Here is a 17,661-nt window from a genome sequence, read left to right as displayed (position 1 = left end):
TGCTATGTTGCTTTTGGGGGGATTGTTAGGAGAAAGGATGGGCTACAATTTTGTATGTTCTGGTGTCCATTTTTTACATAATGGTGTGTTTTGTCTGCTTTGCAGCATTGAACCGGGGAGGAATTATTGAGATCGAAAGTTCTTGGACTGATTTATTTGTATGAAAATTGACAATGTGAATAAGATGTGTTAATGATTGGAAATCGCATAAATCTTCATTTAACTTCATTTCTGATTTTGTTATAATCTTTTACGTGCTAATGCGGAATAATAGTTTCTATATTTGTGTTCAGTAAAATGAGCAATGTTCATGTTTGCTTGTTACAACTGAAATCAATTGAGATTAAAAGAATTGCAAATGTTCAATATTATTCGCCTTCGGGAAACTGTTTCGACAAATAACTATCTTCGGGAGTTGCTTGTTTCGAGCCGGGAACAATTGTCGGAAGGTATGGTAGTGAGCGCCGATTATCAGACCAAAGGCCGGGGACAAGTGGGCAATGTGTGGGAGTCGGAAGATGGTAAAAATCTATTATTTAGCATGTTGCTGTTTCCAAGCAGTATTGAAGCTAATCAACAATTTGTGCTATCCAAGATGGTGTCGCTGGCAGTTGCCGGTGTTCTCAAAGAAGAAATCGACGATGTGTTTATTAAATGGCCTAATGATATTTACTGGCGCGATAAAAAAATTGCAGGAATCCTGATTGAGAATGACTTGTGCGGTTCCAATATTCAATATTGTGTAATTGGGATTGGATTGAATGTTAATCAGGAATCTTTTGCGAGCAATGCGCCTAACCCTGTTTCACTAAAGCAAATAACGGGCAAAACATACGATAGGGAAGATCTTTTGAAGCGAATTGTAAAGCGCATTTATATGCTTTATATTCAGCTATTGCGAGAAGAATTGAATTGCTTTGATGAAGATTATAAGACTGCACTTTACCGTCACGACGGCTTCCATGAATATCGGGCAAATGATGAAAATTTTAAGGCCAGTATAGTGGATATTCTGCCAAGCGGACATCTGGTATTGCAAACAGAGAAGGGAACGCAACGAACATTCGCCTTTAAGGAAGTGAGCATTGTCCTTTGATGGACAATGCTTTTTTTTATGTGGTGAATTGATTATCAGAAAGGAACATCGTTGCCCGATCCGCTTAAGAACGGAGGCGGAGCAGGGAAGTCGGGCATAGCAGGTGCTGCCGGTTGATTGAATGATTCTTCGTTGCTGATTTTTGATACGAATCCTTTGTATTCATCCTGTTCTTCGTCGTCGCGGTTCATAAACTTGGCGTACTGTCCTTTGAATCGGAGTTGCACGTCATCGGTTGCCCCATTACGGTGCTTGGCAATGATAATTTCAGCAATGCCCAACAATGAATTTCCCTGGGCATCTTCCGTAATTTTGTAATATTCTGGACGGTGGATGAAACAAACCATATCCGCATCCTGTTCAATAGCACCTGATTCACGCAAGTCGGACAACTGAGGACGTTTGCCTTCGTTTCCGGCACGTCCTTCCACACTACGGTTCAACTGCGAAAGTGCAATGATAGGAATGTCCAGCTCTTTGGCAAGACCTTTTAAAGAACGCGAAATCATACTTACTTCCTGTTCGCGGCTACCGAAGTTCATTCCGCTTGCATTCATAAGCTGCAAGTAGTCAATGAGCAGAATCTTCACATTGTGCTCTTTTACCAATCGACGTGCCTTGGTTCTAAGCTCAAATACAGATAAACTTGGAGTATCGTCCAGATAAATCGGTGCGTCAATTAGTTTTTTGAGACGGTAGTCAAGTTGTTCCCATTCGTAAGGAGCCAGCTGACCGTTCTTTATCTTTTCCCCTTCAATTTCACAAACGTTCATCAGTAGACGGTTTACCAACTGAACGTTGGACATTTCCAACGAAAACATTGCTACCGGAGTGTTGTAGTCGACAGCCATGTTTTTTGTCATCGAAAGTACGAACGCAGTTTTACCCATAGCAGGACGCGCCGCGATGATGATAAGGTCGGAACGTTGCCATCCCGAAGTCACTTTGTCGAGGGCGTGGAATCCTGTTTGTACGCCACTTAACCCTTCCGGACGATTTGCTGCAGCCTGAATACGTTTTATGGCTTCATCAATAACTGGGTTGATTTGTACTACGTCTTTCTTGACATTCTGCTGCGATACTTTGAAAAGCATCCCTTCGGCTTCCTGCATCAGGTCGTCTACGTCGGTGCGCTCGTCAAAAGCTTTGCTTTGGATTTCACTTGAAACACGAATCAATTCGCGGGCAAGATATTTTTGCGCAATAATACGGGCATGAAATTCGATATGTGCTGCCGAAGCTACTTTTGCGGTCAGCATAGTGATGTAGTAAGCGCCGCCTACTTCGTCCAGTTGCCCGTTCTTCCGCAATTGCTCGGTAACGGTGTGCATGTCTATCGGTTCCTGCTTAATGGCGAGATCGACTATCGCGGTAAATATTTTAACATGCGTGTCTTTATAAAAACACTCAGGACGTAAAATGTCACTTATAATAGAGTAGGCATCCTTTTCAAGCATAATGGCTCCCAACACGTCTTCTTCCAGCTCGACAGCCTGTGGCGGGAGTTTTCCGTATTCATTTGCAGTCGGGATAAAATTGTTGGAAGGAGCTTTTCTTCTCGAGTTCTTTGTGTTAGTTTCCATTCTTCAGTTTCAAAATTGGGGTTTCAAAATTACGAAAAATCTTAGTCAGGAAATATAGTTTGGTGAAATAGTTTTGAACTGATTGTTGATAACTTTTGATCTAGTGAAAATTTTATTTTGCAGGCATGAATCTGTTGGCTATTTTTGTACACTATTTATACAAAATGCTCATGATTACTTTTCCGAATGCTAAAATAAACCTTGGCCTGAATATCGTAGAAAAACGGCCGGATGGTTACCATAATATTGAAACAATTTTTTATCCGATAGGATGGAAGGACGCGCTGGAAATCGTGCCTGCGGATAAAACCACTCTGACTATTTCAGGTATTGCAATTGACGGAGACCCGGATAAAAATTTGGTGATGAAAGCGCTTCGGTTGTTACGAGAGGATTATGAGATTGGAGATTTATCTGTTTTGTTGCAAAAAAACATTCCGTTTGGAGCCGGATTGGGTGGTGGTTCTGCTGATGGCGCATTCATGTTGTCGTTGTTGAATAAATATTTCGAATTGCACATATCGGAAGATGAACTGGCAAGCTATGCCGTTAGATTGGGAGCAGACTGTCCTTTCTTCATTTATAACCGTCCGGTTTTTGCTACCGGCATCGGAGATATTGTTGAGCCGGTAGATGTCGATCTGAAGCAAAATCATTTTGTTGTAATCAAACCGGATGTTGCAGTGCCTACGGCAGAAGCATATTCTAAAGTCAAACCGCACAAACCTCAGGAATCTCTTAAAACATTGATTGCTTTACCCGTTGAAGAATGGAAAGATGTCGTTGTAAATGATTTTGAACAGTCAGTTTTTGCGCAACATCCGGAGCTGACGGACCTGAAATTGCTTCTCTATAAACAAGGAGCTCTTTATGCATCAATGTCGGGTTCTGGTTCTGCATTGTATGGGATTTTTCCGCCTGATGTTAGACCAGAGTTAAACTTACGCAATTGTGCCATCTGGAGGGAGCTAAAATGAGGCAAAATAAGGGTTTCAAAACGATTAGATTGTTAATAAATAAATTCTAAAGGTTTGGCGGTACGTACAAAAAAGTGTAACTTAGTGCGCTTTTTGAAGCAGAGTGAATAAAATCAAATTTTGCATTTTAAATGATTGATAACGATAGAATTATAAAAGTTAATATCGAGGAGGAAATGAAATCATCATACATCGATTATTCGATGTCTGTGATTGTTTCGCGTGCCTTACCCGATGTTAGAGATGGCTTTAAGCCGGTTCACCGCCGTATTTTATATGCCATGAATGAGTTGGGTGTGAATGCCAACAAGCCCTATAAAAAATCAGCGAGAATTGTCGGTGAAGTTTTGGGTAAGTACCACCCGCATGGCGACTCTTCTGTCTATTTTGCTATGGTTCGTCTTGCTCAGTCATGGTCCATGCGCTATATGATGGTTGATGGCCAGGGTAACTTCGGATCTGTAGACGGTGACTCTCCTGCAGCTATGCGTTATACCGAGTGTCGTTTGCAAAAGATTGCCGAAGAAATGCTTGTCGATATTGATAAGAATACGGTTAATTTTCAACCGAACTTCGACGAATCTCTTCAGGAACCGACAGTTTTACCAACACGTATTCCTAACCTGTTAGTTAACGGAGCTTCGGGTATTGCCGTTGGTATGGCTACCAATATGCCACCTCATAATTTATCGGAAATCATCGATGCAACTATTGCATATATTGATAATAATGAGATTACGATTGACGAGCTTATTAAATATGTAAAAGCTCCTGATTTTCCAACCGGAGGTATCATTTACGGTTATGCCGGTGTGCGTGAAGCGTTCGAAACCGGTCGTGGACGTATCGTGATCCGTTCGAAAGTGGAAATCGAAGCTGAAGCAAATGGTCGTGAAAAGATCGTAGTGACAGAAATTCCATACATGGTGAACAAGGCAGAGCTTATTAAAGCAATTGCTGACATGGTGGAAGATAAAAAAATAGAGGGTATCTCCAATATTAATGACGAAAGCGACCGTGAAGGTATGCGTATCGTAGTTGATATTAAACGGGATGCCAATTCCAATGTTGTTCTCAACAAACTTTTCAAATATTCGGCATTACAATCTTCTTTCAGTGTCAATAATATTGCACTGGTACATGGCCGTCCACGCACTCTTTCTCTCAAGCAACTGATTACCTATTTTGTCGAGCATCGTCACGAAGTTGTGGTGCGTCGTACACAATTCGAACTTGCGGAGGCCGAAAAACGTGCACATATTCTTGAAGGTTTGATTATTGCAAGCGATAATATCGACGAAGTAATTGCAATTATTCGTGGATCAAAGACACCCGACGAGGCTCGTACCAGCTTGATGGAACGATTCTCTTTAAGTGAAATACAATCGCGTGCTATTGTCGAAATGCGTTTGAGACAGCTTACTGGTCTTGAACAGGATAAATTGCATGCAGAATATAAAGATATTCAGGCATTAATTGCTGATCTTAAGGATATTCTTGAGAACAAAGAACACCGGATGAGAATTATTGTGGATGAACTTACTGAAATCAAAAACAAATACGGAGACGAACGTCGTACCCAAATTGTTTATGCTTCTGAAGAATTCAATCCTGAAGATTTTTATTCTGATGATGAAATGATCATCACAATTTCTCATCTTGGTTACATCAAACGGACTCCGTTAAGCGAGTTTAGAGCTCAAAACCGTGGTGGGGTAGGCTCAAAAGGCAGCGATTCCAGAGACGAAGACTTTATCGAATCAATCTATCCGGCGTCCATGCATAATTATATGCTGTTCTTTACGCAAAAGGGACGTTGTTACTGGTTGAAAGTATATGAAATACCGGAAGGAACTAAAAACTCTAAGGGTCGTGCTATTCAGAATCTTCTCAATATTGAATCTGATGATAAAGTAAATGCCTTTATACGTATCAAGCAACTTGAAGATCCGGAATTTACACAATCGCACTATCTTGTATTCTGTACTAAGCAGGGTGTGATTAAGAAAACCAGTCTGGAAGCTTATTCTCGTCCACGTTCGAATGGTGTTAATGCTATCACTATTCGTGAAGATGATGAAGTAATACAGGTTCGTTTGACTGATGGTCAGTCTGAGGTTGTAATGGCTAATCGTAATGGTCGTGCTATTCGTTTTAATGAAACGAAAGTTCGCGAGATGGGTCGGACTGCAACCGGTGTTCGGGGGATGACTCTGGATGACGACGATGACGCCGTAGTGGGAATGGTTTGTATTAAAGACCCGGCAAATGAAACGGTTTTAGTTGTTTCCGAAAAAGGATATGGTAAACGTACCTTGTTAGACGAAGTGGACGAGAATGGTAATGTAGAAGCCGTTTACCGTGTCACTAACCGTGGTGGTAAAGGTGTGAAAACAATGAATATTGGTGAAAAAACCGGTAAATTGGTGACTATCAAGAATGTTACTGATGATAATGATTTGATGATTATCAATAAATCGGGTATTACAATTCGTGTGAAGATGGCCGACATTCGTGTAATGGGTCGTGCAACACAGGGTGTTCGCCTGATCAATCTTGACAAACGTAACGACGAGATTGCATCTGTTTGTAAGGTCCAGTCAGAACCGGAAGAAGAAGTATCTGCAGAACCTGTTGAATTAAATGAAGAAATAAACCAAAGCACTCAGGAAGAGTCAAATTGAAAAAACTCAAATAAGTTAAACTCTCAAAAAACCTTGTTATGAAAAAACTATTTTTATCTGTAATGCTTATTGCCGGTTTTACCTGCAGCGCATTTGCACAGAAGGCTAACGTGACCAAAGCAAAGCGTGACGCCACAGCGGATACTCCGGACTTTAAATCAGCGGTAGCTGCTATCGAAGCGGCTTTGGCTGATCCTACAACTAAGGATCTTGCTGAAACCTGGTACACAGCTGGTTATGTTTACAACGAAATGAACTCTAAAGAGTACAAGAAAGAGTTGTTGAAACAACCGTTTGATCAGGAAGTAGCAGGTTCAAGCATTGTAAAAGCATTTAGCTATTTCCAGAAAGCATATGACTTTGATCAAAAACCGAACGAAAAAGGTAAGGTTAAACCTCAGTTTTCAAAAGATATTAAAGCTTTGTTGCAAACATATTATACTGATGGTCAGTTGATTCGTTACGGAAGTAACTTGTTTGATAAGAAAGATTTTGCAGGTGTTGTAAAAGCATTTGATACATACCTTGCAATTCCTGATTTTCCTGCTTTCAAAGCGAATGAACTCAAGAAGGATTCTACCTACAAAATGGTGAAATATTACGCTGCTATTGCATCTATCAATGCAGGTGATACAGTTGGTTCTATCAAACGTCTGGAAAGCTTGATGAATGATAACTACGAAACAAAGAATGTTTATGAACTTCTTTATCAACAGTATTTTGCAAAGAAAGATACTGTAAAATATATGACTATTCTGAAAGAAGGGTTTGATAAATACCCGGCTGAACCTTTCTTCCTGCAAAACCTGATCAACAATTTTATCTACTCAGGTAAAAACAAAGAAGCTTTGGAGTATCTGAATCAGGCCATTGCTAAAGAACCTAACGTTGCTCAGTATCACTTTGTAAGTGGTCGTCTGAAAGAAGAAAGTAAAGACTACGACGGAGCTAAAGCTGCTTTTGAAAAGGCTATCCAGTTAAAACCTGACTATGCAGAAGCAGAAAATGCTATCGCTCGTATGTATTACAACAAAGCAGCTGCTATTCTGCAGGAAGCCAATGATATTAAAGATATGGCTCTTGTAAAGAAAAAACAGGACGAAGCTCAAAGCTTGTTCAAAGAATCATTGCCGTATTTCAAAAAAGCCTATGAAATGAATCCTAAAGATGCAGAATTGAAAGGCGATTTGAAACGTATCTACTATCGTTTGCAAATGAACGCAGAATACGAAGCATTGAACAAAGAATAACAACAATACTTTTTCAACTTGAAGGCCGTCTCTTAGGGGACGGCCTTTTTTCATTCTCCGCTTTGTTTACTATCTTTGCAAGAATAAACACAAGGAATGGTAAAAGAAACACTACTGGGGAAAACCCTTGAGCAATTGAAAGAAGTGGCTTTAGCCAATGGAATGCCGGCTTTTACTTCAAAGCAAATGGCTGATTGGCTATATGTAAAGAAGGTGACGGATATTCAGCAAATGACTAATTTGTCAGTTACAAAGCGTGATGCGCTGTCACTTAAATACGAAATTGGGAGAAAAGAGCCTGCTGAAGTATCAGTTTCTCAGGATGGTACAAAGAAGTATCTTTTCGAAACGTCAAACGGTAATTTTATTGAGAGTGTTTTTATTCCAGATGATGACCGGGCAACTCTGTGTGTTTCTTCGCAGGTGGGTTGCAAAATGAATTGTCTCTTTTGCCAAACGGGAAAACAGGGCTTTTCTGGTAATCTTTCAGCCAATGAAATTCTGAATCAGATATTCTCAATCCATGAAAGTGATCAATTAACCAATCTTGTTTTTATGGGAATGGGAGAGCCGTTTGACAATACGTTGGAAGTGCTGAAAGCGCTTGAAATTCTGACTGCTCCCTGGGGATATGCATGGAGTCCGCGACGGATTACTGTTTCAACCATTGGTCTGATTCCCGGAATGAAACAGTTTTTGGAACATTCCCAGTGTCATTTGGCCATTAGTTTGCATTCGCCTTTTGATAAGGAACGACTCGAATTAATGCCTGCTCAGAAAGCCTATCCTATTGAAAAAGTATTGGAGGTAGTCAAACAATATGATTTCAAACATCAGCGCCGTATTTCTTTTGAATATATTGTGTTTGATCATCTGAATGACTCAATGCGCCATGCGCGTGAATTGGTTCGTGTCTTGAAAGGAATTCCTTGTCGGGTGAACCTCATACGCTTTCATGCTATTCCAAATGTAGATTTGAAAGGAGCGGGTAATGAACGGATGGTGTTCTTGCGTGATTATCTGACTGAAAATGGTATTACAACTACAATACGCCGATCCAGGGGAGAAGATATTCTTGCTGCATGTGGAATGTTATCCAGCAGCAAACAATCTTCGGAAAATGAGATTTAAGGCATTGCCAATTTTTTGAACTTGAAACTTTGAACTGATATACAATGGAAGAAAAAAAGATGATTATCGGGATAACACATGGCGATATTAACGGTATCGGCTACGAAGTTATTCTTAAGACCTTGCTTGAAAACCATGTTTTCGAATTTTGCACACCGGTAATTTATGGTTCGCCGAAAGTAGCATCCTATTACCGTAAAACATTAAATATTGAACACCTTGGTCTGACGACTATCAACGATGTGAAAGATGCCGTTGGGCGTAAAGTGTATATCATAAATTGTTGTTCAGAAGATATTAAAGTGGAGCTTGGGCGTTCAACCGAAATGGCTGGTCAGGCGGCATTTGCAGCTTTGGAAGCCGCTACACGCGACCTTGCAGCAGGAAAAATCGATGCTATTGTCACTGCTCCAATAAATAAAAGCAATATACAATCGGCTCAGTTTTCTTTTCCGGGGCATACGGAATATCTCGAAAAAACATTTATCAATCAGGGTAAAGCACTGATGCTGCTCGTTAGTGAAATTGCCCGTGTGGCTGTTGTTACGGGTCATATCCCTATTTCGAAAGTGCCGGCAGCCATAACTCAAGAATTGATTATCGAGAAGCTCCGGGTATTGAATCAAAGTTTGAAAGAAGATTTTGGTATTACACGTCCCCGTATCGCGGTTTTAGGACTTAACCCTCATTCGGGCGATAATGGCGTAATTGGAACAGAGGAACAGGATGTGATTATACCGGCTCTGAAAAGATGTGCCGATAGGGGCATCGTTTGCGTGGGGCCTCTGTCCGCCGATGGATTGTATGGCTCGGGAGCTTTTAGAAACTACGATGCAGTGCTTGCTATGTATCACGATCAGGGACTTGCTCCTTTCAAAACCCTTGCGATGGAAAACGGAGTCAACTTTACAGCTGGCTTACCGGTTATTCGTACATCGCCGGCGCATGGCACCGCTTACGAAATTGCCGGGCAAAATATTGCTTCCGAATCGTCTTTCCGTCATGCTTTATTCCTTGCGTACGATGTTTGTAAAAACAGGAAAAACTATCAGGAAGCATTTGCTAATCCGCTGAAAAAGCAGGATGTAGAGCAAAATGGCTACTCCGAATGATTTTATTTGAAAATTTCAGATGCCTGCTGGAATGTTAATTTTAAAGGGTTGATTCTGAAATAGCTACTTGTTTTTGCAATATAAAATATAGAAAAAAGGCGTCTCTTGTTTGGCAAACTGGCAAAAATTCGTACCTTTGCAGCCGGGTAAGTCCTATACGACCAGCTCCCTTTGAATCCCCCAGGGCTTGATCGCAGCAAGGGTATTTGGTTGTAGCGGTGCGATGTAGTTAGCTTACCCACCTGCCTCTTTAGCTCAGTTGGCCAGAGCACGTGATTTGTAATCTCGGGGTCGTTGGTTCGAATCCGACAAGAGGCTCAAAATTATATAAAGCCGTTCATTACGAACGGCTTTTTTTTGTGGTAAAGCAGTCAAAATGCTAGGGTAAAATGACGTTTACTTCATGGAAGATTAATTTTGGCGTAATTTACGCTGATTATCTGTATTCTTTGCTCTTTTGCCTTTGCTCTGCAAATAATAAAAAAGTATCTTTGCATCATTAAATAAAAAACCATTTGTAAGGTTCAAAAAACATGATTAATATCACATTTCCCGACGGTTCGGTTCGCCAGTTTGAAAAAGGTATAACCGGACAACAATTAGCTGAAAGTATCAGCTCTCGTTTGGCTCAAGAGGTGTTGGCCATTAGTGTAAACGAACAAATTTGGGATCTCACCCGTCCGATTGAAGCGGATGCTTCCATTAAGTTGCATAAGTGGGATGATGAAGAAGGTAAATACGCTTTCTGGCACTCTTCAGCTCACTTGATGGCCGAAGCTTTACAGGCTCTTTATCCCGGTATTAAGTTCGGCATAGGTCCGGCAATCGAAAACGGTTTCTACTATGACGTTGATCCGGGAGAAACTGTTATTAAAGAAAATGATCTTCCTGCTATTGAAGCAAAAATGATTGAATTGGCTGCTAAAAAAGAAGCTATCGTTCGTAAAGATATCTCTAAAGAGGCTGCCCTTCAACTTTTCAATGCAAAAGGAGACGAGTATAAAACAGAACTTATCAGCGATTTGGCTGACGGTACTATTACATTGTATTCTCAGGGCGATTTTACCGATTTGTGCCGTGGTCCTCACTTGCCAAATACAGGCGAAATAAAAGCCATTAAACTGCTTAGTGTTGCCGGAGCATACTGGCGTGGAGACGAAAAACGCAAACAGTTGACTCGTATCTACGGTATTACTTTCCCGAAAAAGAAAATGCTGGATGAATATCTGGTTCTTTTGGAAGAAGCAAAAAAACGCGATCATCGTAAGATTGGTAAGGAACTTGAATTGTTCATGTTCTCTGAAACGGTAGGAAAAGGTTTGCCTCTCTGGTTGCCCCGCGGTACAGCTTTGCGCCTTCGTTTGGAAGACTTTCTGAAACAAATTCAACGTCGTTTCGATTACCAACAGGTTATTACTCCGCATATCGGAAACAAACAGTTGTATGTTACTTCTGGTCACTACGCAAAATACGGAAAAGATTCGTTCCAACCCATACATACCCCGGAAGAAGGAGAAGAGTATCTGTTGAAGCCGATGAACTGTCCTCACCACTGTGAAGTTTACAAGTTCAAACCGCGTTCATACAAAGATCTTCCTTTACGTTTTGCTGAATTCGGTACGGTTTATCGTTACGAACAAAGTGGAGAATTGCATGGACTTACCCGTGTGCGCAGTTTTACTCAGGATGATGCTCACCTTTTCTGTCGCCCCGATCAGTTGAAAGACGAATTTTTGAAAGTAATGGATATTATTTTCATCATTTTCAATGCTTTGGATTTTAAAAACTTTGAGGCTCAGATTTCTTTACGTGATCCGAACAACAGAGAAAAATATATTGGCTCGGACGAAAACTGGGACAAAGCGGAACGTGCTATTATTGAGGCTTGTGAGGAAAAAGGCCTGAAAGCTAAAGTAGAACTTGGTGAAGCTGCTTTCTATGGTCCCAAACTTGACTTTATGGTGAAAGATGCTATCGGTCGTCGCTGGCAGTTAGGAACCATTCAGGTGGATTACAACCTGCCGGAACGCTTTGAACTGGAATATACAGGCGAAGACAACCAAAAGCATCGTCCGGTTATGATACACCGTGCACCATTCGGCTCTATGGAACGCTTTGTTGCTGTGTTAATCGAACATACAGCAGGTAAATTCCCGTTGTGGTTGACTCCTGATCAGGTGGTGGTATTGCCAATCAGTGAAAAATTCAACGATTATGCGCGTAAAGTTGCAAAAGAACTCTTCTTGCAGGATGTTCGTGTAACTGTAGATGACCGCAATGAGAAAATCGGACGTAAAATCCGTGATAACGAGTTGAAACGTATCCCTTATTTGTTAGTCGTTGGCGAGAAGGAAATGGAGGCCGGAGTGGTTGCCGTTCGTAAGCAAGGCGAAGGCGATAAGGGTACAATGACTCCCGAAGAATTTGCGGCAATGATCAACACCGAAGTTGCTAAAATGATGAATGTATATTAATTTATACTGATAGATAAACTGAATAAGCGTCGTGGCTGCAATAATTGTAGGTCGCGACGCTTTTTTTTGTTGGATTTTAGGCTCATAATCAGTGAAATAAATTTATATATTTGTAGTTATTTGTGCAGCTGAACTTAAAGCTTTATAGATGAAAAAACTATTCGGAGATACTTTTATATTTATTGCGCTTTTGTGTATTGCATTGACAAGTAGTGCAATAGTAAACTCTCAGACTGAGATGGGGAAATGGCGTGCTTACTTTGCATATAATGCAACCAATCAACTAGCATTGACTCCTCAAAAAGTTTTTGCCATTAGTTCCGGTGCCCTGTTTTCTGTTAATAAAGCAGATCAAAGTATTGAAGAGTATTCCAAAATTACAGGCCTTAGCGATAATGGAATTAATGCGATAGCATATGATAAATCGCATAATCAACTTCTGATTGTTTATTCGAATGCCAATATTGATCTGTATTCCGAAAATGGTATTGCCAATATCCCAGAGTTTCATGATAAGCTGACTTCTATCGATAAAACGCTGAATAGCATTTTTTTTAATGGTGATTATGCGTATATGTCGTGCAAATTCGGAATTTTGGTAATCAATTTAGTAAAAAAGGAGATTGCCGATAACTATGTCATAGGCTCAAATGGAAGTAATATTTCTGTGTTGGCCACTGCTGTATTTGGAGGTAAGATATATGCACTCACAGCTTCCGGATTAATGCAGGCCAACGCTGACGATCATAATCTTGCTAATTATCAGGTCTGGAGTAATGTACCTGCAATTCCCGCCGGAACGAATAACAACCTGATAGTTTTTGGAAATGCGTTGTGGTTGCTCCAAAATGGGTCTGTATATAAGTCGGTAGATGGAGCTGTGTGGAGTGCAGTCGGTTCTCTTTCTGGTGTTTCCCGTATGCAGACAGATGGTACAAAGCTTTATTTTATCTCGGATGCGGCATCAACTACTTACGTGTACGATGAGAATCTTACTTTGTCAACGATGGGAAATCTATCTCCCAAAATGATAGCTTATGATGCGACCTTGAAAAAATATTGGTTTGTAAACGGAGATGCCGACGGTATTATTGAGGCAGATGCGGGAGGGATAGCTGCTAATAAATTCAGACCATTCGGCCCTTTCGATAATAATGCATGGAAAATGACATTTGCGGGAGATAAATTATTTATGGTTCCCGGAGGGGGATGGGCATCACAATATAAGCATCCGGCATCAGTAATGATGTTCGAAAATAACGAATGGAGCTATATCTCCGGAACTTCGATTGCGACCCAAACAAATGTACCGACCTTGCCGGTATATGATTTTATTTCGATTGCAGTAGATCCGAAAGACAATACCCATTTCTTTACATCTTCCTACGGAATGGGATTGTATGAATTCAAGGACAATAAGTTCTATAAGTGGTACAATAGTAAGAATAGTGCTATCGAATCAATTTTCCCGGGACAAAGCCTCGAATTGTATTATCAACGCTTGGACGGCCTTGCTTTTGATAAAGCAGGAAATCTTTGGTTTGCGAACAGTATTGTGAATAATAGTGTTAAATATTTAACCCCGGCGGGAATCGTAAAATCATATCCGTTTGATCTGATTTCAAATAAAACCAATGTGCAGGGAATATTGATTGATAACCTGAATCCAAACAGAAAATGGGGAAATATTGCCAGAATCAATCAGGGTATTTTTGTTTTTGATGATAATGGAACGTTGGATGATACGTCAGATGATAAAAAAGTATTTTATACCTCTTTTGTTGATCAGGATGGAAATACTTTTACTTCGGATTACTACAGGTGTCTTGTGCAGGATAAAAACAACAAGATATGGATTGGTACAGGAAAGGGTCCCATTGTAATTTCCAATCCCGATAAAGCTTTTTCTCCCAATTTTACTATTTCCCGTATTAAGATTCCAAGAAATGATGGAACAAATAATACCGATTATCTGCTGGGTACGGAACAGGTAACTTCTATTGTTGTGGATGGTGCAAACCGTAAATGGATTGGTACCGTAACATCGGGGCTCTATTTGGTATCGGAAGACGGAACCGCTACGATTGCTCATTTTACTGCTGCAAACAGTCCGCTTTTATCAGATAATATTATTTCGTTAGAATTGAATCAAACGACCGGAGAATTGTTTATAGGAACAGATCAGGGTTTGATATCATATCAGACGGATGCGAGCAAAGGCGGGTCTGCATTTGATACAATGTATGCATATCCTAATCCTGTAAGAGAGTCTTATTCCGGTTTGATTACGATTACCGGATTGGTAACCGGTTCTGTTGTTAAAATAACAGATGTTGCAGGTAATCTTGTTTATGAGACCACCTCGAACGGAGGAATAGCAACCTGGAATGGTAAACGAACAGGCGGCAAACGTGTAAGTACAGGCGTTTATCTTGTTTCAGCAGTTTCTCCTGATGGTAGTCAGTCCGGAATGACGAAAATATTGGTTATTCATTAATAAAACTCAATAAAATAACAGGGGAGGACTTGATTCTAATTTATCAAGTCCTCCCTCGTTGTTTGTCTTGTGCTCTTATTCTTGACGGTATTGTCTCGTTTTACTGTGTTTGCGACTATAAGTGAAATAGATGATGAACCCTATAGCCATCCATCCAAACAAACGATACCAGGTGTCTTTGGGTAAGGATGCCATTTGAACAAAGCAAACTAATGCTCCCAAAATAGGAATAACAGGCACCCATGGGGTTTTGAATCCGCGGGGGGCATCAGGTTCTGTTTTTCGCAGTATGATAATCCCGATACATACGATTACAAACGCAAGAAGTGTGCCTATCGAAACCAGCTCTCCTAACAAGCCAATAGGAAAAAGCCCGGCAAAAAAAGCTGCAAAACAACCAGTGACTATTGTTGTAATATAAGGAGTTTTGAATTTTGGGTGTACTTTGGCAAAGCTTTTCCAAAGCAATCCGTCACTGGCCATTGAGAAGAATACCCGCGACTGCCCTAAAAGCAAGACCAAAACAACCGAACTTAAGCCTGCAATGGCACCGATTTTGATGATTGGACGAAGCCATGCAAGACCTTGTCCTGCTGTATCTATCGCAAGAGCAATAGGAGCCGGTACATTTAATTCTTTGTAATTGACAATGCCTGTCAATGTAAGGCTTACGGCAATGTAAAGTATGGTACAAATGATTAGGGATGCTAAAATACCGATCGGCATATCTCGTTTCGGGTTGATTGCTTCCTGCGATGTGGTTGATACTGCATCAAATCCGATATAAGCAAAGAAAACTACTCCGGCTCCGGTTAAAATACCCGACCATCCGAATTCGCCCGGACCTGTGTTTGCGGGAATAAACGGAGTCCAGTTGTGAGTGTCTATGTATGCAATGCCAAATCCGATAAATAGCAGAATGACAATCACCTTTATCATTACAATGATGTTGTTGAACTTTGCCGATTCTTTAATACCTATTACTAATAAAGTGGTCATTAATGCTACAATAAACACGGCAGGAAAGTTGATGATAGCTCCGGTGGTGTGCCATCCTTCTGCATCGAAAACAAAAGGACTTTGGCAAATCGAACTGGGAAGATGTAATCCTACGTCCGCTAAAAGACTGCTTACATAACCGGACCAACCCACGGCAACTGTTGCAGAGCCGAAAAGGTATTCCAAAATCAAGTCCCATCCGATAATCCAGGCAATGAACTCACCCATGGTGGCGTAGCCATAGGTATATGCGCTACCAGAAACAGGAATCATTGATGCAAACTCGGCATAACACAAACCGGCCAAAAGGCATCCGAAAGCAGAGATAATAAACGATAAGGCAATAGCCGGCCCTGCGTGTAACGCAGCTGCCGTGCCGGTAAGTACAAATATCCCGGCTCCAATCACGCAACCTATTCCCAATAGTGTGAGATTGACAGGTCCCAAATGACGACGGAGCTCATTGTGTTTGCTGTCAGCTTGTTCGTCAAGCTGTGCTAACGTCTTTTTAATGAACAGATCTTTTATCATAATTGTATTGTTATCGAGAATAAAAACTACACTTTGCTAATAAAAACAGTATTAAAATGAATAAATCGATACTAATAGCTTGCAAAAATAACCATTTTAATTCATTATCTTGGTGTCTGTTGCTATCTTTTTTGTCTTATGCAAAGCTTGAATATGCTAATGCTATGTCTCGTTTTAGGCAGATTGAAAACGATGAATGCGTGTCGTATTTATGTGGTAAATCCCAAAAAAGTGATACCTTTGCATGTATACGGAGTCATGCTGTGAGTGATGGATGTAAATGTCTTATAATCATTTCATTGTTTTTCTGAAAATAAGAGATTGTTATGAGATTTTTCTTCGAAGAATCATGGTCTTTGACTCATTTATTTATCTTCAATTCTAACCCGGATAAGGTCATTGGTAGAAAGCCTGAACTTATCAAGTTTATATTCAAATAATTGACAAATGAGAGATTTTAATGCGTTGTTTAAAGAATATACCTGCAATTTGAACGATGATCAGGTAAAAGAATCAGTATCGAAATTATTGTCGGAAAAAGCAGCCGTAAATGCTACAAAAGAAGTGTACAAGACTTGCTTTAATCTGATAGACCTGACGTCACTAAACACATCAGACAGTACTTCTTCTATTGAAGCATTTGTAGATAAAGTAAATGCTTTTGCAGGCGAATTTCCAGATATGCCTTCTGTGGCTGCGGTTTGCGTTTACCCGTCGTTTGCAAAGACCGTAAAAAAACGGTTGAAATTGCCATTGGGTATAGCAGCTGTTTCGGCTGGTTTTCCTTCTTCTCAGACTTTTCTTGAAGTCAAAATTGCAGAAACTGCTATGGCTGTGAGCGATGGTGCTTCTGAAATTGATGTGGTGATTTCGGTTGGTAAATTTCTGGAAGGCAATTATGAAGAATTGTTCGAAGAACTGGAGGAACTGAAAGCAACTTGTCGTGATGCACACTTAAAAGTTATTCTGGAAACGGGTGCTTTGGTTTCAGCCGAAAATATTAAGAAAGCATCTTTAATTGCGATGGCAGCCGGAGCTGATTTTATAAAAACATCGACAGGAAAGATGTCGCCTGCGGCTACTTTGGAAGCTGCTTACGTAATGTGTGGAGCCATTAAAGAGTTCTACAATAAAACAGGGCAGAAAGTTGGTTTCAAACCGGCGGGAGGTATTTCTACAACAGAAGAGGCTGTGAAATACTATACCATTGTAAAAGAGGTTCTTGGAGAAGAATGGCTGAATAATAAGCTGTTCCGTTTTGGAGCTAGTCGTCTTGCAAACAATTTGCTATCGGATATTTACGGCAAAACAGTTTCGTATTTCTAAA

At 40.5% G+C, this 17,661-nt stretch carries 11 protein-coding genes and 1 tRNA gene; 10 read left to right on the top strand and 2 right to left on the bottom strand.

What is annotated here, in order from left to right; translation table 11 throughout:
* The first annotated feature begins 358 nt into the window (after positions 1-358).
* The gene (locus F8N35_RS12380) at positions 359-1,096 is read left to right on the top strand and encodes a biotin--[acetyl-CoA-carboxylase] ligase (protein ID WP_293053495.1); all 738 of its coding nucleotides are present in this window, start codon (positions 359-361) and stop codon (positions 1,094-1,096) included.
* 35 nt (positions 1,097-1,131) lie between these two features.
* Here the strand turns inward: F8N35_RS12380 and dnaB are convergent, their stop codons facing one another.
* Entirely contained in the window at positions 1,132-2,679 is a 1,548-nt protein-coding gene (gene dnaB / locus F8N35_RS12375) for a replicative DNA helicase (RefSeq protein WP_293053492.1), read from the bottom strand.
* A gap of 170 nt (positions 2,680-2,849) precedes the next feature.
* On the opposite strand from dnaB, the gene ispE reads away from it, so the two are divergent.
* The 8 genes from ispE to F8N35_RS12335 all read left to right on the top strand — a co-directional run bounded on the left by ispE (position 2,850) and on the right by F8N35_RS12335 (position 14,804).
* Positions 2,850-3,656: a 4-(cytidine 5'-diphospho)-2-C-methyl-D-erythritol kinase gene (ispE, locus tag F8N35_RS12370; RefSeq protein ID WP_293053489.1), complete on the top strand. Its 807-nt coding sequence runs from the start codon at positions 2,850-2,852 to the stop codon at positions 3,654-3,656.
* 131 nt (positions 3,657-3,787) lie between these two features.
* On the top strand, positions 3,788-6,340 hold the full coding sequence (gene gyrA / locus F8N35_RS12365; RefSeq protein WP_293053486.1) for a DNA gyrase subunit A: 2,553 nt from the start codon (positions 3,788-3,790) through the stop codon (positions 6,338-6,340).
* A 38-nt stretch (positions 6,341-6,378) separates the two neighbouring features.
* Positions 6,379-7,590 carry a tetratricopeptide repeat protein gene (locus F8N35_RS12360; RefSeq protein ID WP_293053483.1) on the top strand — a complete coding sequence of 404 codons (1,212 nt, stop codon included), beginning with the start codon at positions 6,379-6,381 and terminating at the stop codon, positions 7,588-7,590.
* 96 nt (positions 7,591-7,686) lie between these two features.
* On the top strand, positions 7,687-8,721 hold the full coding sequence (gene rlmN, locus F8N35_RS12355) for a 23S rRNA (adenine(2503)-C(2))-methyltransferase RlmN (protein ID WP_293053480.1): 1,035 nt from the start codon (positions 7,687-7,689) through the stop codon (positions 8,719-8,721).
* Between the two features lie 44 nt (positions 8,722-8,765).
* On the top strand, positions 8,766-9,833 hold the full coding sequence (pdxA, locus tag F8N35_RS12350) for a 4-hydroxythreonine-4-phosphate dehydrogenase PdxA (protein ID WP_293053477.1): 1,068 nt from the start codon (positions 8,766-8,768) through the stop codon (positions 9,831-9,833).
* A 244-nt stretch (positions 9,834-10,077) separates the two neighbouring features.
* Positions 10,078-10,151: transfer RNA gene (locus F8N35_RS12345), tRNA-Thr, on the top strand.
* A gap of 215 nt (positions 10,152-10,366) precedes the next feature.
* Positions 10,367-12,307, top strand: a complete 1,941-nt coding sequence (gene thrS, locus F8N35_RS12340; RefSeq protein WP_293053474.1) for a threonine--tRNA ligase — start codon at positions 10,367-10,369, stop codon at positions 12,305-12,307.
* Positions 12,308-12,455: 148 nt separating this feature from the next.
* Entirely contained in the window at positions 12,456-14,804 is a 2,349-nt protein-coding gene (locus tag F8N35_RS12335) for a two-component regulator propeller domain-containing protein (RefSeq protein WP_293053471.1), read from the top strand.
* 75 nt (positions 14,805-14,879) lie between these two features.
* Here F8N35_RS12335 and F8N35_RS12330 read toward each other — a convergent pair whose 3' ends face one another.
* On the bottom strand, positions 14,880-16,334 hold the full coding sequence (locus tag F8N35_RS12330) for an amino acid permease (protein ID WP_293053468.1): 1,455 nt from the start codon (positions 16,332-16,334) through the stop codon (positions 14,880-14,882).
* Positions 16,335-16,781: 447 nt separating this feature from the next.
* Here F8N35_RS12330 and deoC point away from each other — a divergent pair, with 447 nt between their 5' ends.
* The gene (gene deoC, locus F8N35_RS12325; protein WP_293053465.1) at positions 16,782-17,660 is read left to right on the top strand and encodes a deoxyribose-phosphate aldolase; all 879 of its coding nucleotides are present in this window, start codon (positions 16,782-16,784) and stop codon (positions 17,658-17,660) included.
* The last annotated feature ends 1 nt before the right edge of the window (position 17,661 follow it).

This window comes from Paludibacter sp. (genome assembly GCF_009712605.1).
Lineage (GTDB): Bacteria > Bacteroidota > Bacteroidia > Bacteroidales > Paludibacteraceae > Microbacter.
Note: the sequence above shows the minus strand (reverse complement) of the source record. Positions and strands in the feature narration are given on the sequence as shown.